This is a genomic window from Paucibacter sp. TC2R-5, from assembly GCF_025717605.1.
Classification (GTDB): domain Bacteria; phylum Pseudomonadota; class Gammaproteobacteria; order Burkholderiales; family Burkholderiaceae_C; genus Paucibacter_A; species Paucibacter_A albus.
Genome location: NZ_JAJIRQ010000003.1, coordinates 513,861 through 535,002, shown reverse-complemented (window position 1 = coordinate 535,002; position 21,142 = coordinate 513,861). Strand labels below are relative to the sequence as shown.

20 protein-coding genes are annotated in these 21,142 nt (G+C 62.0%); 11 read left to right on the top strand and 9 right to left on the bottom strand.

What is annotated here, in order from left to right; translation table 11 throughout:
- Positions 1–11: 11 nt before the first annotated feature.
- Entirely contained in the window at positions 12–1,769 is a 1,758-nt protein-coding gene (locus LNV08_RS09380; protein WP_263533423.1) for an ATP-binding protein, read from the bottom strand.
- A 202-nt stretch (positions 1,770–1,971) separates the two neighbouring features.
- Here LNV08_RS09380 and dbpA point away from each other — a divergent pair, with 202 nt between their 5' ends.
- Both dbpA and LNV08_RS09370 read left to right on the top strand, forming a co-directional pair.
- Positions 1,972–3,396: an ATP-dependent RNA helicase DbpA gene (gene dbpA / locus LNV08_RS09375; RefSeq protein WP_263533422.1), complete on the top strand. Its 1,425-nt coding sequence runs from the start codon at positions 1,972–1,974 to the stop codon at positions 3,394–3,396.
- Between the two features lie 187 nt (positions 3,397–3,583).
- A complete protein-coding gene (locus LNV08_RS09370; RefSeq protein WP_263533421.1) occupies positions 3,584–3,853 on the top strand; it encodes a hypothetical protein in 270 nt (89 codons plus the stop codon).
- Between the two features lie 16 nt (positions 3,854–3,869).
- Here the strand turns inward: LNV08_RS09370 and LNV08_RS09365 are convergent, their stop codons facing one another.
- The 5 genes from LNV08_RS09365 to LNV08_RS09345 form a co-directional block, all read right to left on the bottom strand.
- Positions 3,870–5,657 carry a glutamine--tRNA ligase/YqeY domain fusion protein gene (locus LNV08_RS09365; RefSeq protein WP_263533420.1) on the bottom strand — a complete coding sequence of 596 codons (1,788 nt, stop codon included), beginning with the start codon at positions 5,655–5,657 and terminating at the stop codon, positions 3,870–3,872.
- An 88-nt stretch (positions 5,658–5,745) separates the two neighbouring features.
- Positions 5,746–6,576 (bottom strand): LytR/AlgR family response regulator transcription factor, encoded by an 831-nt coding sequence (locus tag LNV08_RS09360; RefSeq protein ID WP_263533419.1) that lies wholly within the window; start codon positions 6,574–6,576, stop codon positions 5,746–5,748.
- Positions 6,573–7,757, bottom strand: a complete 1,185-nt coding sequence (locus tag LNV08_RS09355) for a sensor histidine kinase (protein WP_263533418.1) — start codon at positions 7,755–7,757, stop codon at positions 6,573–6,575. The genes LNV08_RS09360 and LNV08_RS09355 overlap by 4 nt, the downstream gene beginning before the upstream one ends.
- Entirely contained in the window at positions 7,744–8,271 is a 528-nt protein-coding gene (locus tag LNV08_RS09350) for a DUF6622 family protein (RefSeq protein ID WP_263533417.1), read from the bottom strand. Before LNV08_RS09350 ends, LNV08_RS09355 begins: the two co-directional genes overlap by 14 nt.
- A gap of 109 nt (positions 8,272–8,380) precedes the next feature.
- The gene (locus LNV08_RS09345) at positions 8,381–9,910 is read right to left on the bottom strand and encodes a DUF853 domain-containing protein (RefSeq protein ID WP_263533416.1); all 1,530 of its coding nucleotides are present in this window, start codon (positions 9,908–9,910) and stop codon (positions 8,381–8,383) included.
- 88 nt (positions 9,911–9,998) lie between these two features.
- Between LNV08_RS09345 and LNV08_RS09340 the strand changes: the two genes are divergently transcribed.
- From LNV08_RS09340 to rng, 8 genes are all read left to right on the top strand, one after another.
- The gene (locus tag LNV08_RS09340) at positions 9,999–10,724 is read left to right on the top strand and encodes a YebC/PmpR family DNA-binding transcriptional regulator (protein ID WP_263533415.1); all 726 of its coding nucleotides are present in this window, start codon (positions 9,999–10,001) and stop codon (positions 10,722–10,724) included.
- A 16-nt stretch (positions 10,725–10,740) separates the two neighbouring features.
- Positions 10,741–12,021: a phosphoribosylamine--glycine ligase gene (purD, locus tag LNV08_RS09335; RefSeq protein ID WP_263533414.1), complete on the top strand. Its 1,281-nt coding sequence runs from the start codon at positions 10,741–10,743 to the stop codon at positions 12,019–12,021.
- On the top strand, positions 12,018–12,953 hold the full coding sequence (gene hemF, locus LNV08_RS09330) for an oxygen-dependent coproporphyrinogen oxidase (RefSeq protein ID WP_263533413.1): 936 nt from the start codon (positions 12,018–12,020) through the stop codon (positions 12,951–12,953). Before purD ends, hemF begins: the two co-directional genes overlap by 4 nt.
- Positions 12,944–13,567: a nicotinate-nucleotide adenylyltransferase gene (nadD, locus tag LNV08_RS09325; protein ID WP_263533412.1), complete on the top strand. Its 624-nt coding sequence runs from the start codon at positions 12,944–12,946 to the stop codon at positions 13,565–13,567. Before hemF ends, nadD begins: the two co-directional genes overlap by 10 nt.
- A gap of 7 nt (positions 13,568–13,574) precedes the next feature.
- The gene (rsfS, locus tag LNV08_RS09320; RefSeq protein ID WP_263533411.1) at positions 13,575–14,327 is read left to right on the top strand and encodes a ribosome silencing factor; all 753 of its coding nucleotides are present in this window, start codon (positions 13,575–13,577) and stop codon (positions 14,325–14,327) included.
- 14 nt (positions 14,328–14,341) lie between these two features.
- Positions 14,342–14,809: a 23S rRNA (pseudouridine(1915)-N(3))-methyltransferase RlmH gene (gene rlmH / locus LNV08_RS09315; protein WP_263533410.1), complete on the top strand. Its 468-nt coding sequence runs from the start codon at positions 14,342–14,344 to the stop codon at positions 14,807–14,809.
- Positions 14,810–14,829: 20 nt separating this feature from the next.
- Complete coding sequence (locus tag LNV08_RS09310; RefSeq protein WP_263533409.1) at positions 14,830–15,441, top strand: Maf family protein; 612 nt, start codon at positions 14,830–14,832, stop codon at positions 15,439–15,441.
- Positions 15,442–15,516: 75 nt separating this feature from the next.
- On the top strand, positions 15,517–17,004 hold the full coding sequence (rng, locus tag LNV08_RS09305) for a ribonuclease G (protein ID WP_263533408.1): 1,488 nt from the start codon (positions 15,517–15,519) through the stop codon (positions 17,002–17,004).
- Positions 17,005–17,015: 11 nt separating this feature from the next.
- Here the strand turns inward: rng and LNV08_RS09300 are convergent, their stop codons facing one another.
- Genes LNV08_RS09300 through LNV08_RS09290 form a run of 3 tightly spaced genes read right to left on the bottom strand, consistent with a single transcriptional unit; the run spans position 17,016 to position 19,419 of the window.
- Positions 17,016–18,392 carry a GGDEF domain-containing protein gene (locus LNV08_RS09300; RefSeq protein ID WP_263533407.1) on the bottom strand — a complete coding sequence of 459 codons (1,377 nt, stop codon included), beginning with the start codon at positions 18,390–18,392 and terminating at the stop codon, positions 17,016–17,018.
- Positions 18,393–18,409: 17 nt separating this feature from the next.
- The gene (locus LNV08_RS09295; RefSeq protein WP_263533406.1) at positions 18,410–19,060 is read right to left on the bottom strand and encodes a chemotaxis protein CheC; all 651 of its coding nucleotides are present in this window, start codon (positions 19,058–19,060) and stop codon (positions 18,410–18,412) included.
- A complete protein-coding gene (locus LNV08_RS09290) occupies positions 19,057–19,419 on the bottom strand; it encodes a response regulator transcription factor (RefSeq protein WP_263533405.1) in 363 nt (120 codons plus the stop codon). Before LNV08_RS09290 ends, LNV08_RS09295 begins: the two co-directional genes overlap by 4 nt.
- 271 nt (positions 19,420–19,690) lie before the next feature.
- Here LNV08_RS09290 and tolB point away from each other — a divergent pair, with 271 nt between their 5' ends.
- Entirely contained in the window at positions 19,691–21,028 is a 1,338-nt protein-coding gene (tolB, locus tag LNV08_RS09285; protein WP_263533404.1) for a Tol-Pal system beta propeller repeat protein TolB, read from the top strand.
- Positions 21,029–21,142 lie beyond the last annotated feature (114 nt).

Below are 21,142 nucleotides of genomic sequence, written 5' to 3'. Positions count from 1 at the left end.
AACGGCCAAATTCAGGCGCTTAGCAAGGGCACGGTCAAGGTGAATCTGGCGCCATGGCCGAGTTCGGACTTGACCACCAGGCTGCCATGCATCGCCTCGGCCAAGCCGCGTGACAGGGCCAGCCCAAGGCCCGTGCCGCCATGCTCGCTGCTGATTTGCGCATTGGCCTGGCGGAATTTCTCGAAGATATGCTCCTGCACTGCCAGTGGGATGCCGGGCCCGGTGTCATCGATATGAAAGGCCAGCAAGCCGTCCGAGATGCGCTCCACCGATAGCGTGACGGCGCCGCTAGCAGTGAATTTGATCGCGTTGGAGAGCAGGTTGTTGAGGATTTGCTTCAGGCGCAAACCGTCGCAGCGCAAATGGCTTGGCGCGTTTTCATCCACCCGTACCTCCATGGCCAGACCCTTGTTGCTGGCGCTGAGGGTGAAGAAGTCGGCACAGCCCTGCACCAGGGGACGCAGCTCATGCTCTTCCAGCGCCAGTTTCAGGCCTCCGGCCTCGACCTTGGAGAGATCGAGAATTTCGGTCAGCAAGGTGTTCAGGTGCTCGGCGCCTTTGCGGATCAGCCCTGCTTGCTTGCGAAATTTGGGGTCCTCCAGGCGCTGTTCCATCAACTCTGCAAAACCGCGAATGCTGGTCAAGGGGGTTCGCAGCTCATGTGACATCGCAGCCAAGAATTCACTCTTGGTTTGATTGGCGGCTTGCGCCTTGGCTTCGCTCGCACGCAGCGCTGCCATGCTGTCGTGCTGGCGGCGCAGGCCGGTCAACAGAGTGGCGGCGGCGCCTATGATGGCGGCCGACAGCAGCAGGGTCAGACCGAGGGCGGCATTGCGGAAGTGGCGCCATTCGTTCAGCGCTTCGTCCAGTCCGGTCGCTACCAGCAGGTAGAGCGGGTAGTTGCTGATCTGGCGTGAGGCAATGATGCGGTTGGTGCCGTCCACCGAGCCGACCCCCATGAACAGACTCTCGGGCTTGCCCAAGCCTTCGCGGGCAAAGGCCGAACTGGCGTCCAGGGTGGCTCCCGGCTTGGCGCTCACGCCGCCGATCACGCGGGCGCGGATGTTCAGGTCGGCGCCAATCAAGGTCATTGCACCGGCGCTGCCGAGATCAACCCGGCGGTAAACCTCCTCGAGATAGGCCGGGTCCAACGAGGCGACCACCACGCCCAGAAAGCTGCCGTCGGCGGCGATGATGCGGCGGGATAGTTGAATCGTCCATTTGTTGGACACCTTGCCGAGCACCGGTTTGCCAATGAAGAGCTGATCCGGGTCGGCCAGGCGCGGTACTTCTGGCGGTGTCTGTTTGGGCAGATGGATCTTGATGTGCTCTCTATCGGAGAGATTGACGGCCGCGCCTTTGCTGCCGTCGGGATCGAGATTGCTGGCCAATGGCCGCCCCGCCTCATTGACCCAGGCGAGTTGAACCAAGATTTTCGGCGCCAGCCCGGTTTCGTTGGCGTAGCGGATCAGATCCTCACTTGATGCCTTGCCCACCGCCACTTGATCGCGCCAGCGTATCGTTGCCTGGTCTATGGTGGCCAGCAGCCGTTCGGTTTGCGCGTCGAAGACCCTTGCCAAGTTGGTATTGGCCTTGATTTCATTGTCGAGTTCACCCCGACGCAAAACCAGCAGCAAGGCGATGACGATGGTCCAAGCCAAGATCAGCCCCAAGACGCAGCCGCCGATGATGACCCGGCGCAGCTTGGTGCCTGCTTCTGGGCCTTGGCCTTCCGGCCGCGATGCGGCTGCGGGGTCTGCTTGGCGCATGGGCACTTCCCTATGAAGACTTGGGGCTTGAACTTGGCCAAGCCTGCGGCTGGGAGCCAATTTTTTCGTTCTTGATAATAGTTATCTTGACCTTTGCTTGGCCAGCAAACTGGCTGGTGATTCGAGGCTAGATGTTTGGTTGCCGCATCGCCGGGCGCGACCGGCAGGTACTCGCGGCGGGCGGTGCAGGGATAATCGGTCGATGAATGCACCCCTCAACGACAAGCTATCCTTCGCTCAACTCCCCTTGAGCGCCGCCATGCAGGCCAATTTGGCTCAGCTTGGCTACACCGAAATGACGCCCATCCAGGCCGCCAGCCTGCCGCTGGCGCTGGCGGGGCAGGATCTGATCGCGCAGGCCCAAACCGGCAGCGGCAAGACCGCCGCCTTTGCCCTGGCGCTGCTGCACAAGCTCGATGCGGCGCGCTTTGACGTGCAGGCCTTGGTGCTGTGCCCGACCCGCGAGTTGGCCGATCAGGTCACGCAAGAGATCCGTCGTTTGGCGCGCGCCGCCGACAACGTCAAGATCCTGACCCTGTGTGGTGGCTCGCCGATGAAACCGCAAATGGACAGCTTGGGCTTCGGTTGCCATATCGCCGTGGGCACGCCGGGTCGGGTGATGGACCATCTGGAGCGCGGCAGCCTTAACTTGAGCGCGCTGAACACGCTGGTGCTCGATGAAGCCGACCGCATGCTGGACATGGGTTTTTTCGATGACATCGTCACCGTCGCCAAGCAGGCGCCCAAGAAGCGCCAAACCCTGCTGTTTTCGGCCACCTACCCTGAAGGTATCGCCAAGCTGAGCGCCCAGTTCATGCGCGAGCCCAAGGAAGTCAAACTCAATGCGTCTGCGCTGCAAGCGCCGACCAGCATTCGGCAACTCGCTTTTGAAGTGACGGAAGGCGAGCGCCTGCATGCGGTGTCGCTGCTCTTGAATCATTTCCGCCCGGCCAGCACGATCGCGTTTTGCAATACCAAGGCGCAATGCCGCGATCTGGTTGATGTATTGGTGGGCCAGGGCTTTGTGGCCATGGCCTTGCACGGCGACCTGGAGCAGCGGGACCGCGATCAGGTGCTGATCCAATTTGCTAACCGCAGCTGCTCAGTCTTGGTGGCGACCGATGTGGCCGCGCGAGGCCTGGACATTGCCCAGCTGGAATGTGTGATCAACGTCGAGGTAACGCCGGACATGGAGGTGCACACCCACCGCATCGGCCGCACCGGTCGTGCCGGTGCCGATGGCTTGGCGCTGAGCCTGGCCAGTCTGGACGAGATGGGCCGCATTGGCCGCATCGAGCAGATGCAAGGCTATGCCTTTGTCTGGCAAAAGCTTGAAACCCTGATCCCCGCTCCCGGCAATGTGATGCAGCCGCCTATGGACACGCTGCAGATTCTGGGTGGGCGCAAAGAAAAGATCCGCCCCGGCGACATCTTGGGCGCGCTGACCGGCGAGGCCGGCTTCAAGTTCGAGCAGGTCGGCAAGATCAATATCACCGAATTTCACAGTTATGTGGCGGTGGAGCGCAGCATTGCCCGCGAGGCCGTCAAGCGGCTGTCCGAGGGCAAGATCAAGGGCCGCAAGGCCAAGGTGAGGCGCATGGCCGATTTGGCCGATCTGGCCGACTGATGCCCGACTGATGGGCGCAAGCCATAGCCTGTTTGTGTGACATTTTCTTGTCAGTAAAAGTCTTAGTCCACCGCGAGTGTTCTTCCGACGTTATTTCGAGACGTATGCACATGGCCTCCCCCTCAGATGGGGTCTAGTCTTCAAACATGCGGACCGAGATCATGGTGACAGCTCAGGAGTACTCAAGATGGACACCACCCAATTCATGCAAACCAGTTTTAAACCCAAGCTTGCCCAAGTCGCTCAAGGGGACCAAGCGGATCAAACTAACGATCAATTCGAGCTGCGTTTCCAGTCGCTCTTCCATTCGGGCAAGGCCTTGGCCTTCCCCTGCGACTCGCAGGGCGACGTGATGCTGGACCTGTTGAGTGCCAGGGCGTTGGAGAACTATTTGTTCGCCCGCGCCGTGGTCGGTCATGAATACGCGAACCCGGTGATCCAGGTTCGCGAGGACTAAAGCCGCTGACGCCGTTCTACTTCGACCAGCCGTCCTTCAGCCCGGTGATCTTGTTGAAGACCGGTTTGGCAGCTTGATGGTCAATGCGGTCGGCGACGAAATAGCCATGCCGCTCAAATTGGAAGTGAGCACCGGCGGCAACCTGCGCCAATGAGGGCTCCAGATAGGCGGTCACGACGCGCCGACTCTGCGGGTTGATGAAGCTCAGGAAGTCGGCGTCCCCGCTGTCCGGCTGCTCCACGGTGAACAAACGGTCGTAGAGCCGCACCTCGGCCTCGACCGCCTCGTGCACACTGACCCAGGTGATCGCACTCTTGACCTTGACCGCGTCGGCGCCCGGTGTGCCGCTCTTGGTGTCGGGCACCACGGTGGCCAGCACGGCGGTGATCTTGCCCTCGGCGTCTTTCTCGCAGCCGGTGCACTCGATCACATAGCCATATTTCAGCCGCGTCTTGTTGCCGGGGTAAAGGCGGTGATAGCCCTTGACCGGTACTTCCATGAAGTCATCGCGCTCGATCCAGACCTCATGCCCGAGGCTGAATTCGCGCTGGCCCAGTTCAGGGATATGCGGATGTGCCGGTGCGCTGCTGTGCTCCACATGGGCGCTGCTGCCGAATAACTCGGCCCAGTTCGTCAACTTCAATTTGAGCGGGTCCAGCACCGCGCAGGCGCGCGCCGCCTTGCCTTCCAGGTCGGTGCGCAGGCAGCCGTCCAGCACCGAATAGTCAAGCCAGGCATTGCTCTTGGTCACGCCAGTGGCCTCGACCATCGCTCTGATGCTACTGGGTGTGTAGCCGCGCCGGCGCATGCCCACCAGGGTCGGCAGGCGCGGGTCGTCCCAGCCGTCGACATGGCCTTCGTCCACCAATTGACGCAGCTTGCGCTTGGAGGTGACGACATAGGTCAGGTTGAGTCGGCCAAACTCGTACTGATGCGGCAGCGGATGGGCCAACAAGCCCCCATCGGCCAAATGGCCGAGCAGCCAGTCATAAAACGGCCGCTGATCTTCGAACTCGAGCGTGCACAGGCTGTGCGTGATGCGCTCCAGCGCATCCTCGATCGGATGCGCGAAGGTGTACATCGGGTAGATGCACCAGGTATCGCCGGTGTTGTGGTGGGTGGCGCGGCGGATGCGGTAGAGCGCCGGGTCGCGCAGATTGATGTTGGGCGCGGCCATATCGATCTTGGCGCGCAAGACCATGGCGCCGTCCGCATGCTTGCCATCACGCATTTCTTGAAAACGGGCGAGGTTTTCGGCCGGGCTGCGGTCGCGGAACGGGCTGTTGACGCCGGGGCGGCCGAAGTCGCCGCGGTTCGCGCGCATTTCTTCGGGCGTTTGCTCATCCACATAAGCCAGGCCGGCTGTCACCAGGTACTCGGCGGCGCGGTACATGAAGTCGAAATAATTGCTGGCGAAGAACAGGTGCGAGTTGCCGCCCGCGTTCCAGTCCCAGCCCAGCCAGGCCACCATCTCCTGGATCGCGTCGACATATTCCTGCTCTTCTTTTTCCGGGTTGGTGTCATCAAAGCGCAGATGGCAGATGCCGCCGTAATCCCGCGCCATGCCGAAATTCAGGCAGATGCTTTTGGCGTGACCGATGTGCAGATAGCCGTTCGGCTCGGGCGGGAAACGGGTGCGGATCTTGGCCGCATCCAGCGGACCGGCCGCATGGTGGGCGGCATCGCCGGGCGTGCCGGCGAAGTGGCGCTCGGGCTGCCCAGTCTGTGCCAAGTCCCGCTCGATGATGCTGCGCAGGAAGTTGTTGCTGAGGGCGGGCTTGTTGTCGTCGGACGGATGAGACATCGGGTAGGGGCAGGGCAGCGGGGCTGCGCCGTCAAAGTGGCAGGTTTGCACCGATTTTATCGGTCTAAGCGTCAAGCCCCGTCCAGGGCTACATGCCTTTGAACAAATGCGTGTACATGCGGCTGACGCTCAAGCGGTCATTGCTGCCATGCAGGTGCAGGCTTAGCTTGCCGGCTTCGTCGCGCACGGCCCGGTCAATCGCGTCGGCGCGAACGACCACGCTGCGGTGGACTTGCCAGAAACGAGTGGTGTCGAGCTGGGGCAATAGCTCGCGCAGAGATATGCGCACCAAATGCTCTTTCTCTGCGGTCAAGACGCGCACATATTTGTCCGCCGCTTCGAAGTACAGCACCTCTTCGACCGGCAGCATTTTGATGACGCTGCCCTGCGCTATTTGCAGCAAGCGCAAGGGCGGTTGCGGCGCTGCTGCAGCAGCAGGCGCTGTGGCGCCGAGCAGCAGGCGCAATTGCTCGACGGCTTGATTGATCTTGTCATCAGCTTGCTGCGCCGGCTGCTCCGCGTTGTGGGCCGACCGCAGAGCCAGGGCCGCCTGCAGACGCTGGCAGGTCAGCGCGAGGCGCTCGGGCTGCACCGGTTTGAGTACATAGTCGACAGCGGCACGCTCGAAGGCCTGCAGCGCATATTGGTCATAGGCGGTGACGAAAACCAGCAAGGGAAATGGCTGCTCTTGCGGCCAGTCCTCCGCCATTGCCTGCGCCGCTTCCAGGCCGCTCAAGCCGGGCATGCGGATGTCGAGGAAGCAGATGTCGGGCAAAAGTCGCAGTGCGGCGTCCAATGCCGCCTGGCCATGCGGGGCCATCGCGACGATATGCAGCTCCGGCCACAGGCGCGCCAATTCCTGGCGCAGGCCTTCGGCCAGCAGGGATTCGTCTTCGGCAATCAGGGCGGTGGGTTTCATGCGGCTTGAATGGGAATTTGAATGGTGACGATGGTGCCGCCGTCGGCGGCTGAGGCAAGCTCCAAACTGGCTGCGGCGCCATATTGGGTCGCGAGTCGTTCGCGCACTTGGTGCAGGCCGAACTGCGTGCCTTCGTTTGATCTGCTGGCGCTGGCCGCCTGGCTCAAGCCCACGCCGCTGTCTTGCACCACCAGCAGCAACACCTGACCCTCACGCCGCGCCGAGACGCGCAGCTCGCCGCCGTCGACCGCCGGCTCCAGCCCATGTTTGATCGCGTTTTCAACCAGCGGCTGCAAGAGCAGCGGCGCGATGGCCAGATCACCTAGCTCGGCCGGCAAATCCAGCACCGGCCGCAGCCGGCTCCCCATGCGGATTTGCATCAGGGCCAGATAGTCGCGCAGGCGAGCGAACTCGTCGCGCAAGGGGTGGCTGCTGCTGCGCGACGCGTTCAGGGTGGCTCGCAAAAAACCAATCAGCTGGTCCAGCATCGCTTGCGCACGCACCGGGTCCAGACCGATCAGCACGCGCAGATTGGCCAGGGTGTTGAACAGCATATGTGGCTCGAGCTGGGATTCCAGCAGGCGCAGCTTGTTCTCGGCTGCCAGGCGCTGGGCGGTCTGTGCGCGCAAATTGGCTTCGTCCAAGTGACCGCGGGCGACGAAGTAGATCGTGATCAATATGCCCGGAATCAGGGCGATCAGCAGCATGACCGTCCCGCGACGCAGCCCGGCGGTGAGTGGGTTTTTGTAGTTATTGCCCAGCAGCCAGTTGCCGGCCTCCATGCCGATGCTGAAGCCGGCCAGCGTGCCGAGCAAAAGGATGCACATCATCAGAGGCCAGCCTATCCATTTCTTGGCGGGCTTGCCGCTGCGCGCACGCAGACGGTTGCTCAGCATGGAGGCGATGTGGGTCAGCGTCTGAATAATGCTCGAGCAGCCCGCGCTGATCAGCAGTGTGTAGACGAACTCGGATTTGAACGTGGCGCTAAATTTGGCCCAACTCGCGCCAGAGATCAGCAAGAAGATGAGGTTGACAATCAGCGCAATCGCCAGCACCAACAAGGCTTGCCTGAGCAACCATAGCCAACGTTTGCCGGCGTAATTTTGGAAGTTGAAGATCGAGCCGCCGGGCGCGACAGGCTTGGGCGCGAACGGCTCAGGGGGCGGATCAGGAAGCTTCAAGTTGGCCTTCAATCATTGAGTTGCTGCAGTTCAGAATATTGCGCGAACGACCCAAGAAGGCGCCGCCGAACGCGCCGAACAAAGCGCTGAAGCTGCTGGCGAAGGCGCTGGAGGCTAGCAGCTCGGGCTGCAGTGCCGCGCTCATGCCAACCGCAAACTTGGCCATGAATATGCCCAGCATCAGCGCCAAGGGCAGCCAGCTGCCGGGCACAAAGAACTGGCCGCGGGCGCTGTCGAAGCGGCAGCCGCCCGACCAGCCGCTGCGGCGCACCAGCGACAGGCTGGCGAGCAGGCCGAACACCCAGGGCAGAACAGCGCCGGCCGAATAACCGAAGCTGCTGACGACGCCCCAAACACCATAGGCCAGCCAGATCGTCGGCACCAGCATCAAGCGGCGCCTGGTCATCCATTGATCGCGGCTTTGCAGCAAGCCCACCATCAAGATCAAGGCCAAGATGGCCCAGACAAAGGTGGGAATGTGGCCGAAGATGTCACTGATGGCGGGCGTTTGCATGCTTGAGCTGGGCGTTGGTTTGAATTGTCAATGCCCGCATTCTTGAGGCAGCGGCAACGCAAGGGCAGCCGCTTGCGATCAAACGCTGCCCTCTGGTGCGAAACGCCGCTCAGCGGCGCCGACTGCTGCTCCCACCCAACAAACTACCCAGCACGCCCCGCACAATTTCGCGGCCGACCGAGCTGCCCATGGTGCGCATCGCTGACTTGGCGGCCGTCTCAGCAAGCCCCGGGTGATGGCCGCCGCGCGGGCCGGTGGTGCCAAAGAGCAAGTCCTTCAGGCCGCCCAGCATGCCGCCGTCGTCCGCTTCGCTTGTGGGGCTCGTGCTGCCGGTCGGTAAGCTGGCCGTGCCCGCAGGCGCTGGCGGCGATCCGCCCTTGAGTTTCTCGAACGCAGACTCGCGGTCGACCAAGGCCTCGTACACGCCTGCGACCAAGGAGTTCTTGATCAAGGCCTGGCGCTGTTCCGGTGTGATCGGCCCGATCTGGCTGCCCGGCGGCAGCACGTACACGCGCTCGGTCACGCTGGGGCGACCCTTTTCGTCCAGCAAGCTGACCAGTGCTTCGCCGACGCCGAGTTCGGTGATGGCCGTCGCGATGTCCAGCCCCGGCTTGGCTCGCATGGTGTCGGCCGCCGCCTTGACGGCCTTCTGGTCACGCGGCGTGAAGGCACGCAGCGCATGCTGGACCCGGTTGCCGAGTTGGCCCAAGACGGCGTCCGGAATGTCGAGCGGGTTTTGTGTCACGAAATAGACGCCGACGCCTTTGGAGCGAACCAGGCGCACGACCAGCTCGATACGTTCTACCAGCGCCTCAGGCGCGTCCTTGAAGAGCAGATGCGCCTCGTCGAAGAAGAACACCAGCTTCGGCTTATCCAGGTCTCCGACCTCGGGCAGGGTTTCGAACAGCTCGGACAACATCCACAGCAGGAGGCTGCCGTACAGTCGCGGCGCATTCATCAGCTTGTCGGCGGCCAGCACATTGATGACGCCCAGGCCCGCTTCGGTCTGCATGAAGTCGGCGATATTGAGCATAGGCTCGCCGAAAAATTTGTCGCCGCCCTGAGCCTCGATCTGCAGCAGACCGCGCTGGATCGCGCCTATGCTGGCGGCTGAGACATTGCCGTACTGGGTGGTGAACTGCGCGGCGTTGTCGCCGACATGCTGCAGCATCGCGCGCAGATCCTTCATGTCGATCAACAAGAGGCCGGCGTCATCGGCGATCTTGAAGACCATCTGCAAGACGCCTTGCTGGGTCTCGTTCAAGGCCAGCATGCGAGCCAGCAAGAGCGGGCCCATATCGGAGATGGTGGCGCGCACCGGGTGGCCTTGCTCGCCGAACACATCCCACAGCGTGGTCGGGCAGGCCAGCGGGGCAGGGGCCTCGATGCCGCGCTCTTTGAGCGTTGCCAAGAGCTTGGGACTGGGTGCGCCCACCTGCGAAATGCCGGTCAGGTCACCCTTCACATCGGCCATGAAAACCGGCACGCCGATGCGGCTGAAACTCTCGGCCAGGGTTTGCAGGCTGATGGTCTTGCCGGTGCCGGTGGCGCCGGTGATCAAACCGTGCCGATTTGCTAACGCTGGCAGCAGATGACATTCAATTTGACCTTGTTGGGCCAGCAAAATCGGATCGGACATGAGGGTTCCCTGAGCTCAAGACTAAAATCGCAGTCTATCCAACTAATGTGGGTCGCAAATTTGCAGACCCAGCAGGAGCAAAAGCCACATGGCTGGTCATTCCAAATGGGCCAATATTCAGCATCGCAAAGGCCGCCAAGACGAAAAGCGCGGCAAGATCTGGACCCGCATCATCCGTGAAATCACCGTCGCTGCTCGCTTGGGTGGCGGCGATATCAAGGAGAACCCACGCCTGCGTTTGGCGGTGGAAAAGGCCAAGGGCGCCAATATGCCGGCCGACCGCATCAAGTACAACGTCGACAAGGCCACCGGCAATCTCGACGGCATCCATTACGACGAAATCCGCTATGAGGGCTACGGCATCGGTGGCGCGGCGGTGATTATCGACACGATGACCGACAACAAGGTGCGTACCGTCGCCGAGGTGCGGCATTGCTTCAGCAAATGCGGCGGCAATATGGGCACCGAGGGCGCCGTGGCCTTCCAGTTCAAGCATTGCGGACAGCTGGTGTTTGCGCCCGGCAGCTCGGAAGACAAGATCATGGAAGTGGCACTGGAAGCCGGCGCCGAGGATGTCATCACCGATGATGACGGCGCGATCGAAGTGCTGACCGCGCCGACTGACTTCGAGACCGTCAAGAACGCGCTCGAAGCTGCCGGCCTGAAGGCCGAAGTGGCCGAGGTGACGATGCGGGCCGAAAACACCGTCGAGTTGAGCGGTGACGACGCGGCGCGGATGCAAAAGCTGCTGGATATGCTGGAAGACCTGGACGATGCTCAGGCCGTCTACAGCAATGCCAACATCAACGAATAAAAAGGGAAGTCTGCGCATGAAGGTTTTGGTAATTGGCAATGGCGGTCGCGAACATGCGCTGGCCTGGAAGCTGGCACAGGGTGAGCGGGTCAGTCAGGTCTATGTGGCGCCCGGCAACGGCGGCACCGCGCGTGATTCGCGCCTGACGAATATCGCCATCACCGATGTCAAGGCGCTGGCCGACTTTGCTATCGAGCAAAAGGTGTCGCTGACCGTGGTTGGCCCGGAGGCTTATCTGGCCGCCGGCGTCGTCGACGAGTTCCGCGCCCGTGGCCTACGCATCTTTGGGCCGACCAAGGCCGCCGCGCAGCTGGAGTCCTCCAAGGCCTTCGCCAAAGACTTCATGAAGCGCCACAACATCCCGACTGCGGCCTACGAGGTCTTCAGCGATGTGGCTGCAGCCCATGCCTATGTGGATGCCCAGGGCGTGCCCATCGTCATCAAGGCTGATGGCTTGGCGGCCGGCAAGGGCGTCGTCGTCGCGATGACGCTGGCCGAGGCGCATGAGGCGATCGACTGGATTCTGGAAGACAACAAGCTCGGTGTCGTGCACAACGAGGGCGTGGCGCGGGTCGTGATCGAGCAGTTCCTGCAAGGCGAAGAAGCCAGCTTCATCGTTTTGTGTGACGGCAAGAACGTGGTCTCGCTGGCCACCAGCCAGGACCACAAACGCCTCAAGGATGGCGACGAAGGCCCCAACACCGGCGGCATGGGCGCTTATTCGCCCGCTCCGGTAGTGACGCCCAATGTCCACGCCAAGGCTATGCATGAAATCATCATGCCGACCATCCAAGGCATGGCGCGCGACGGCATCCCCTTCACCGGTTTTCTCTATGCCGGCTTGATGATTGACGCTCAGGGACAGCCGCACACGGTCGAGTTCAATACCCGCATGGGTGACCCCGAAACGCAGCCCATCATGATGCGGCTCAAAAGCGACCTGCTCGAAGTGCTGCTGCACGCCACCGACGGCACGCTCGACCAGGTCGAACTGCAGTGGGACCGGCGCGTGGCGCTCGGCGTGGTGATGGCCGCTAGCGGCTACCCACTGAGCCCCCGCAAAGGCGATGCGATCAGCGGCCTGCCGGCCGATGCGGAGGACCATATGGTCTTCCACGCCGGCACCGCAGAAGTAGACGGTCAGCTGCAGACCTCGGGCGGGCGCGTGCTTTGCGTCACTGCTTTGGGCGAGTCGGTGCGCAAGGCGCAAGCGCTGGCTTACGAGAGCCTGGTCAATATCCAGTTCGAAGGCAAGCAGTATCGCCAAGACATCGGTTATCGGGCGGTGAAGCGTTGAATACGCAACTCGTACGTGACTATCTGCTTGACCTGCAGTCGCGCATTGTCGCGGCCTTGCAGGCGGCCGATGGCGGCGAATTTATCAGCGACGGCTGGACCCGTGAGCCGGGCAGCCGCCTGGAGGGCGACGGCCTGTCGCGCCTGATCGAGGGCGGCGCGGTTTTCGAGCGCGGCGGCGTCAATTTCTCCCATGTGCGGGGTCGGGTCTTGCCTCCTTCGGCGACCCAGCACCGCCCCGAGCTGGCCGGTGCGCCGTTCGAGGCGATGGGTGTGTCGCTGGTGATCCATCCGCACAATCCGTTTGTGCCGACGGTGCACATGAATGTGCGCATGTTCGCGGCCTTCCCGGTCGATGCCGAGCCGGTCGTGTGGTTTGGCGGCGGCATGGACCTGACGCCTTATTACGGGTTCGAGCGTGATGCGCAGCATTTCCACCGCACCTGCGAAGCGGCGCTGATGCCGCATGGCGACGAGCTGTATGGGCGCTTCAAGCCCTGGTGTGATGAGTATTTCTATCTGAAGCACCGCGACGAGCCGCGAGGCATCGGCGGCATCTTCTTTGATGATTACGCCGAAGGTGGCTTCGAGGCCGCGTTTGCGATGTTGCGTTCGGTCGGTGACGCTTTTGTGCCGGCCTATCTGCCCATCGTCGAGCGCCGTCATGGCCTGGCGTACACCGAGCGCGAGCGTGACTTCCAAGCCTATCGGCGCGGGCGTTACGTCGAGTTCAATCTGGTCTTTGACCGGGGCACCTTGTTTGGCCTGCAATCGGGTGGGCGCACCGAGGCGATTTTGATGTCGATGCCGCCCATCGTAAAATGGCGTTATCAGTGGGCGCCCGAAGACGGTACGCAAGAGGCCAAGCTGTACAGCGACTTCTTGCGGCCACGCGATTGGGCGCATGAAACTGCCACCCATCTATGGCTGTAAAGCTCGGCGGAACGGGCCGGACCGGCCTGTTTGGCGGGAGTTTTGATCCTCCTCATCTGGGGCATTTGAGCTTGGCGCATTGCGCCTTGACTCAGCTGAGTTTGGATCAATTGCTGTGGATGCCGGCCGGCAGGCCCTGGCAAAAAACCGGCCGAGGTTTGGCTGCGCCCTTGCACCGGCGCGCGATGGCCGAGCTGATGGTGGCGGGCGAGCCGAGGTTTTTGGTCGACGACAGCGAGCTGGAACGCGATGGGGCGAGCTACACCATCGACACCGTGCGGGCCCGCCAGACCGCGCATCCAGCTGAGCAATTGTTCCTGGTGATAGGCCAGGATCAGTTCGAGCGCTTTCACACCTGGCGCGACTGGCGGGCTTTGATAAGCCTGGTGACGCTGGCGGTAGCGGCACGCGCGGGTCAAGAAGTTCAGGGTTCGGCCGAAGTCATGGAAGTCGTCCACGCCGAACCCAACAAAATGCTGAAACTGGCGATGCCGGCGATGCAGGTTTCATCCACCCAAGTGCGCGAGTTGGCCTCGCGCAACGAGGAACTAAGCCCCTTGGTGGGCGACGCGGTGGCGGGGTATATTGCCCTCCACCGTCTTTACAGTGAGTAGGTACTGAATGGACATTCGTAAGCTGCAACGCGCCATCGTCGATGGTTTGGAAGATGTGAAGGCCCAAAATATTTTGGTCTTCAACACCGAGCACCTGACCCCGCTGTTTGAGCGCGTGATCATCGCGTCCGGCACCAGCAACCGGCAGACCAAGGCTTTGGCTTCGGCCGTGCGGGTCACGGTCAAGGAGCGCGGCATGGATGTGCTGCGCTGCGAAGGCGAGGAAAACGGCGAGTGGATCATCGTTGACTGCGGCGCCGCCGTTGTACACGTGATGCAGCCGGCCATTCGTGACTACTACCACCTCGAAGAGTTGTGGGGCGACAAGCCGGTCAAGATGGCGCTGGGCGACGGCAAGACCAAGCTGGTCAAGGCCTCGGAAGAAGACGACGAGGAAGAGGTCGCACCTAAGAAGGCAGCCAAGAAGACCGCCGCTAAAAAGGTGGTTGCAGCCTCGCTGCCGGGCAAGCCAGGCGTGGGCAAGAAGGTCGCTGCCAAGGCTGCGGCCGAAAAGCCCGCCGTCAAGAAGCCTGCGGCAAAGAAGCCGGTGGACCGTTCGTCCACCAGCAGCCGTGAGGTGGATCACAAGACGCCTGCTACCAGCACGCTCAAGGTCGGCGCGGCCAAGCCTGCGGTGAAGAAGGCTGCGGCCAAGAAGTCTGCCGTGACCAAGACCGTCGGCGTCAAGCGGGCAGCACCGAAGCCGGCCGTCAAGGCTGCGGTCAAGAAGGCCGCCAGCAAGAAGAGCAGCGACGCCTAAGCTTCGGTTCCGGCATGCGTTTGCTTTTGGTGGCCGTGGGCCAGCGCCAACCGGCCTGGGCCGATACGGCCTATGAAGACTTCGCCAAGCGCTTTCCGCCCGAAATGCGCTTGGAGTTGAAGGCCGTCAAGGCGGAGACGCGAGGCAGCAAAACGGCCGAGCAATTGATGGCGGCCGAGGCGCTGCGCATCGAGGCCGCCCTGCCACGCGGTGTGCGCCGGCTGATCTTGGATGAACGCGGCGAGCGCCGCACCAGCATGCAGTTGGCCGAGCGGATGAAGCTGTGGATGGGGGACGGCCGCGATGTGGCGCTGATCATTGGCGGCCCGGATGGTTTGGCGCCGTCCTTGAAAGCCACTGCCGACGAAACACTGCGTCTGTCCGACCTGACCTTGCCGCATGCTTTCGCTCGCGTGCTGCTGGCCGAGGGCTTGTACCGCGCTTGGACGGTGATGACGGGGCACCCCTATCACCGAGAATGATTTGTCCGTGATTTGAGCCCATGAGCGCAGCTTTCGACTTCATCTATCTTGCTTCACAAAGCCCGCGCCGGAGCCAGCTTTTGCAGCAGCTCGGCGTGCGCCATGACTTGCTGTTGCCGGGCGCGGAAGAAGATGCTGAAAGCTTGGAAGCGGAGATCGCCGGGGAGTCGCCTGAAACTTATGTGGAGCGAGTCACCGAGGCCAAGTTGGATGCCGCCTTGGCTCGCCTGGCGGCGCGCGGCCTGCCCGCAGCGCCGGTCTTGTGCTCGGACACGACGGTGGCGGTCGATCAACAAATCCTCGGTAAACCGCTGGATAGCGCCGATGCTTTTCGGACCTTGCGCTTGTTGGCGGGGCGCAGCCACCGTGTGATCACCGCCGTTGCCGTGGGGCTGGGTGAGCGGCGCAGCGTTGCGTTGAATGTGTCCCTGGTTGACTTTGCGCCGCTCAGCGATGAGCAGATCCAACAGTACATCGACAGCGGCGAGCCTTACGGCAAGGCCGGCGCTTATGCGATTCAAAGTCAGGCGGCGGCATGGATTTCTCGCATCGAAGGCAGCTATTCAGGCATCATGGGCTTGCCCTTGTTTGAGACTGCGCATTTGCTGAGGCAGTGGGGTGTACGTTTCTGATGCCTAACGTTTGAATCGTGTCTTGACGCATGTCGGCGAGTTTGCCCGCATGCGTCAACATTCGAGATTAGGGCCATGGAAGATATTCTGATCAACTGGTCTCCCCAGGAAACGCGTGTGGCCGTGGTTGAAAACGGCTCGGTCCAGGAGTTGCATGTCGAGCGCGCGCTCGAGCGCGGCTTGGTCGGCAATGTGTACCTGGGTAAGGTCGCCCGCGTGCTGCCGGGCATGCAGTCTGCCTTCATCGACATCGGCTTGGAGCGCGCGGCGTTCTTGCATGTGGCCGACCTGCATGTGAACGGCGCGCCCAGCCATATCCGAAGCCAGCATGCCGAGGGTGGCGTGGCGACGCCGATCGAACGTTTGGTCTTCGAGGGTCAGACCTTGACCGTGCAAGTCATCAAGGACCCTATCGGCAGCAAGGGGGCTAGGCTGTCGACGCAGATCAGCATCGCCGGGCGCATGTTGGTGTTCTTGCCGCAGGACGATCACATCGGCATCTCGCAAAAAATTGGCTCGCCCGAAGCGCGTGAGTTGCTGCGCACTCGCATGCAGACCTTGGTGGGCAAGCCCGAGGATGGCGGCGGCGGAGGCTTTATCTTGCGCACCAATGCGGAGGACGCCAGCGACGAAGAGTTGGCGTCCGACATCGCCTACCTGCGCAAGGCCTGGGCCGCGATCCGCGAGAAGGGCTTCAACTCCCCACCCGGCAGCCTGCTGCATCAGGACCTGAGCTTGGTCGAGCGCGTGCTGCGCGATTTGGCCAACGAGCGGACCGGCTCGATTCGCATCGACTCCAAGCTGCAGTACGACGTGCTGCACAGCTTTGGCGAGCTCTTCATGCCGGCGGCGACCGCCAAGCTGGAGCATTACAAGGGCGAGCGGCCGATTTTTGATTTGAACAATATCGACGCCGAACTGAGCCGGGCGCTGGCGCGGCGCGTCGACTTGAAATCCGGCGGCTATCTGATTTTCGATCAGACCGAGGCAATGACGACGGTCGACGTCAACACCGGTGGCTTTGTCGGTGCGCGCAATTTCGACGATACGATTTTCAAGACCAATCTGGAGGCGGCCGGTGCCATCACCCGCCAGCTGCGCCTGCGCAATCTGGGCGGCATCATCATCGTCGACTTCATCGACATGACGCGCGAGGAGCACAAATCAGCGGTGCTGACCGAGTTCCGCAAGCAACTCAGCAAAGATCGCACCAAGGTCACGCTGGGTGGCTTTACCCAGCTCGGCCTGGTCGAGATGACACGCAAGCGCACGCGTGAATCACTGTCCAGAATGCTGTGCGAGCCTTGCCCGACCTGCGAGGGCAGGGCGCAGGTCAAGACCGCTCGAACGGTCTGTTATGACATCATGCGCGAGATCCTGCGCGAGGCGCGCCAGTTCTCGCCCAAGGAGTTCCGCATCGTCGCCGCCGCCAACGTGGTGGAGATGCTCTTGGATGAGGAAAGCCAGCATCTGGCGGGGCTGTCGGACTTCATCGGCAAGCCGATCTCCTTGACTGCGGAACCCAGCAATCAGACCGAACATTACGATATCGTGCTGCTCTGATTGCCTGAAAATCAGGCGTGGCGGCCCTTCATGCCATTGAGCTGATCGATCAAACCGGAGATATCGTCGTCGGTACGTTTGCGGCTCAGTTTGTGCTCGTACATGGCACGATCTGCCTGGGCCAGCAAGGCTTCAATCCCCTCGCCTTGGCGCGGGAAGCGTGCCACTCCCATGGAGCAACCCACTTGAACGCTGGCGTGAGTGCCGTTGAGGGCCAAAGTCATGGGGCGGCTGATTGACTGCGATAACTTGCTCAGCAAATGGTTCACGTCCTTTTCAGGCGGAGCCTCCGGAAATAGTATTGCGAACTCGTCACCACCCAGGCGCGCCACCAAGTCCTCTGCCCGCAGCAGCTTGCGCAGGCGCGAGCCGACTTGTTGAAGCACTTGGTCACCCGCTGCGTGACCATGCTCGTCATTGATGGCCTTGAAGCCGTCCAGATCCAGGTAGACGATGGCCAACTCGCCGCTCAAGCTTTGCGCGCCGGCCAATGCCGCGCGCAGGCGCTGCTCAAAGCGGCCCCGGTTGGGCAGGCCGGTCAAGTTGTCATGATTGGCTCGGTGCTCGTGTCTCTGAGCGCGTTGCTGCAATTCGGTGACGTCCATCAAGGTGCAAATAAAGCCTACCGGCACCTGATTTGTATCCCGAATTGGCCCCGCCTCCAGTCGCAGCCAACGCTCGTCCCGACCCTTGCTGATTTGGAATTCCTCGGTCAAGCGTGTCGCTGATTCCGTGGCCGCTTTCCATCGACGGTGGAAGGCTTCGGCCTCCTCGGCTGCCAACGCGCTGGTCCAATTGCTGCCCAAATCCGCAGGGAAGTTCAAGCCCAACAGTTCCTGGCCACGGTCATTGCAATAGGTCAAGCGGCCCTGCATATCGGTCTCGAACAAGCCCACCGGCGCCAAGCGGGCCATCTCGCGAAAGCGCAGGCTGTGACGTGCCAAATCCTCTTGCGCTTGCTTGAGCCGCGCCAGTTCTTCGGCCAATTGGCGGGCTTGCAGCTTCAGCAGGGCTTCGCGCCGGATGGTCTCGCTCATGTCGCGAATCTGTAGCAGGCATTGCCGGCCTGCGCTGGAGCTCAAGGCGCTGACGTCGATCGACTGATGAATGCGCTCGGTGGCCGCACCGCGTAGCGGGTAGAGCGGCAAGGGCATTGGGTGAAAGGCATGCGAGAGCCGGTTCGAGCGGCCGCGGTTCAAGGCATCGTCGACCACCTGCAATAAGCGCGGATCAATGGCGTCACCAAATGCTTCGACCAAGCTCATGCCCATGACCGATGGGCTTAAGCGGCCATGCGAGCTGATCCAGCGATTGACGATCTCGATCTTGCCTTCGGCGTTGAGCAGCACGACACCGAGGTCAAGCACTTGGACGGCGGCGTCATGCATGGTTGGTGGTGCCGGCTTCAGTTGGGGGCAGCCGCATCGTCGGCGAGGCCGAAGAAGCGCTGTATGAGGCTGATGACGGTTTCCAGCGAGGGCAAGTCCATCAGGAACAAGACAAAACCGGTCACATCTTGGCTGCTCATGCGCATGCCTATGCGCGCCACCAGCACGATATCGCCCTGGCTTTGCTGGCCAAACAATTCCAGCGGCAATACCCGCTCGACGCTGGGTAAGGTGCCAATCATCTCGGTTTTGAAGATGCCGGCCAGACTGCTCATGCAGCTGTTGATGATGATGTTGCCGATCTCTCCAAGAGCGTCTTGCTCCAACTCGCTGACATGCTCAAGTGGCGTGCCAGTGTCGCCCAGCATGCGACGGACGATCTCGAGGCCGCCGCGCTCAGGGAAGAGCAACAGGGTTTCGGTGGCAAGTTGGGTGTCGGCGCTGTGAAACGACTGCGAGATGCTGCACAGCGCCGGGTTGCTGTCGGCCGAGGGCAGGCCGGCCAGTCGCTCCACCAATTGCTGACGCGTGAGGATTTCTACCTCGGGCACGCTGACATGGACCTCCTCGTTGACGATGTCGGCAAAGGAAGACGCCGCTTCGCCCAAGGCCAGGTTGAAGGCCTCGGCCAGCGCGTCTCGCTCCAATTCACCCAGCTGCGTTCTCATGCGGGCCCCAGCAAGGCCAGGATCTGATCGATGACTTCTGCCTTGGCGGGCTTCTTGAAAATGGGCACACCAAGCGCCTCGGCCTTGTTGCGCATCGCGTCCTGCACATTGGCAGTCAGCAAGGCGATGCGAAGCTGGGGTGCTTGCGCTCGCAGCACCTCGGCCACTTCGATGCCACTCATATCGGGCATATTGATGTCCAGCACCACCAGGTCGGGCAGCGCTTCCAGGGCCATGGCGAGGGCGCTGCGCCCATCTCCGGCCTCGGAGATCGCAGCTTGCGGCAAGCGGTTGCGGATCAGGCCGCCGACCACCGTGCGCGAAACCTTGCTGTCATCAACCACCAAAATGTTTGTCATAGTGGGCATCAAGAACCGCCTTTTGATTGGGCTTAGAGGGCTTCTGCTTCGATTCGTACGCTGTGGATGCAGCGACGTAGGGCTTGAGCGGATTCTGCGTCAAAGACGATGTCGACTTGAAAAAATGTGGCCCTCAGTAGCTGCCTATTTCCTTGCTTTGGCTTCTTTGCTTTGGCGGGCGAGGGTTGGCTGAATCTGCGAAAAATGCCATTCAGGCAGAATAGACAGCAGTTTGAATCCGTACCGATTGGTGCATTTGATTGCGAGCCCCATGCCCGAGCAACCCAACCTGAATCGATCTTCGTGCTGCATCAGCCGCCGTACGGCCTTGCTGCATTCAAGTGGCCTTTTTGTCGGGGCCTTGGCCGCGAGCAGCTTCAGTCTGACGGCGCAAGCTCAGTTCCGGGTCGATATTTCCGGTGTTGGCGGCACGCAGATGCCAATCGCTTTGCCGGATTTTCGTGATGAGGCGCGCGCCGGTCAGCCGGTCGCGGCCATCATCCGCTCCAATTTGGAGCGCAGCGGGCAGTTCCGCATCATTGACGCGCCTGCCGGCATGTTTGAGGGCAGTCAGCCGGTTTGGTCGGAGTGGCGGGCGCGCAATGCCGATGCGTTGGCGGCCGGTTCTGCGGCCCGCTTGGCCGATGGCCGGGTTGATTTGCGCTACAAACTCTGGGATGTGGTCAAGGGCCAAGACCTCGGCGGCGAGGCGCATGCCGTGGCGCCCGAGGATGTGCGCCTGGGCGCGCACCGCATTTCGGACACCATTTACCAAAAGTTGACCGGCGAGCGCGGCATTTTCGCCACCCGCATGGCCTATGTCACCAAGGCCGGCGGGCGCTACAGCCTGCGCATCACCGACGCCGACGGCGAAGGCGGCCAAGTCGCGCTGGCAAGCCCTGACCCCATCATCTCGCCGGCTTGGTCACCAAGCGGCAAAGAGTTGGCCTATGTGTCGTTTGAGTCGCGCAAGGCGGTGGTGTGGATTCAGGATGTTCAGACCGGTCGCCGCCGCGTGTTGGCGGACTTCCGTGGCACCAATAGCGCGCCGGCGTTCTCGCCCGATGGGCAGCAAGTCGCGCTGACACTGTCACGCGAAGGCGGCTCGCAGCTCTTCATCATGAACCGGGACGGCAGCGGCTTGCGGCGGCTGACGCAGAGCTCGGCGATCGATACCGAGTCGGTGTTCTCACCCGATGGGCGCTCGATCTATTTCGTCAGCGACCGAGGCGGCGGCCCGCAGATCTACCGCATGGCGGTGGGCGGGCAAAGCGGCACGGCCGAGCGGGTGACGTTTAACGGCGCTTACAACATCAGCCCGGCCATCAGCCCGGACGGACGCACCATGGCTTTTATCACGCGGCAGGGCGGCAATAGCTTTCGCCTGAGCGTGATGGACTTGGCCTCCGGCGCGGTGCAGCAGATCAGTGATAGCCACGATGACGAAAGCCCAAGCTTTGCGCCGAATGGGCGCTTGCTGGTCTACGCCTCGCGGGCGGGCGGCAAAGACGTGCTGATGACCAGCACCTTGGACGGCAAGATCAAGGCCAAATTGATCTCGACCTTGGCCGATGTGCGCGAGCCTACTTGGGGCCCCTTTGGCCGTTGAGGGCGGGCTGTCAAGCCTTGATGCTAACTTGTTGGATAATCGCCACTGTAGTCCGCTGAGTGCTTGGCGCGCGGTGGGCCATATGGGTATGGATCTGTGATCGTTTTTGAAGGA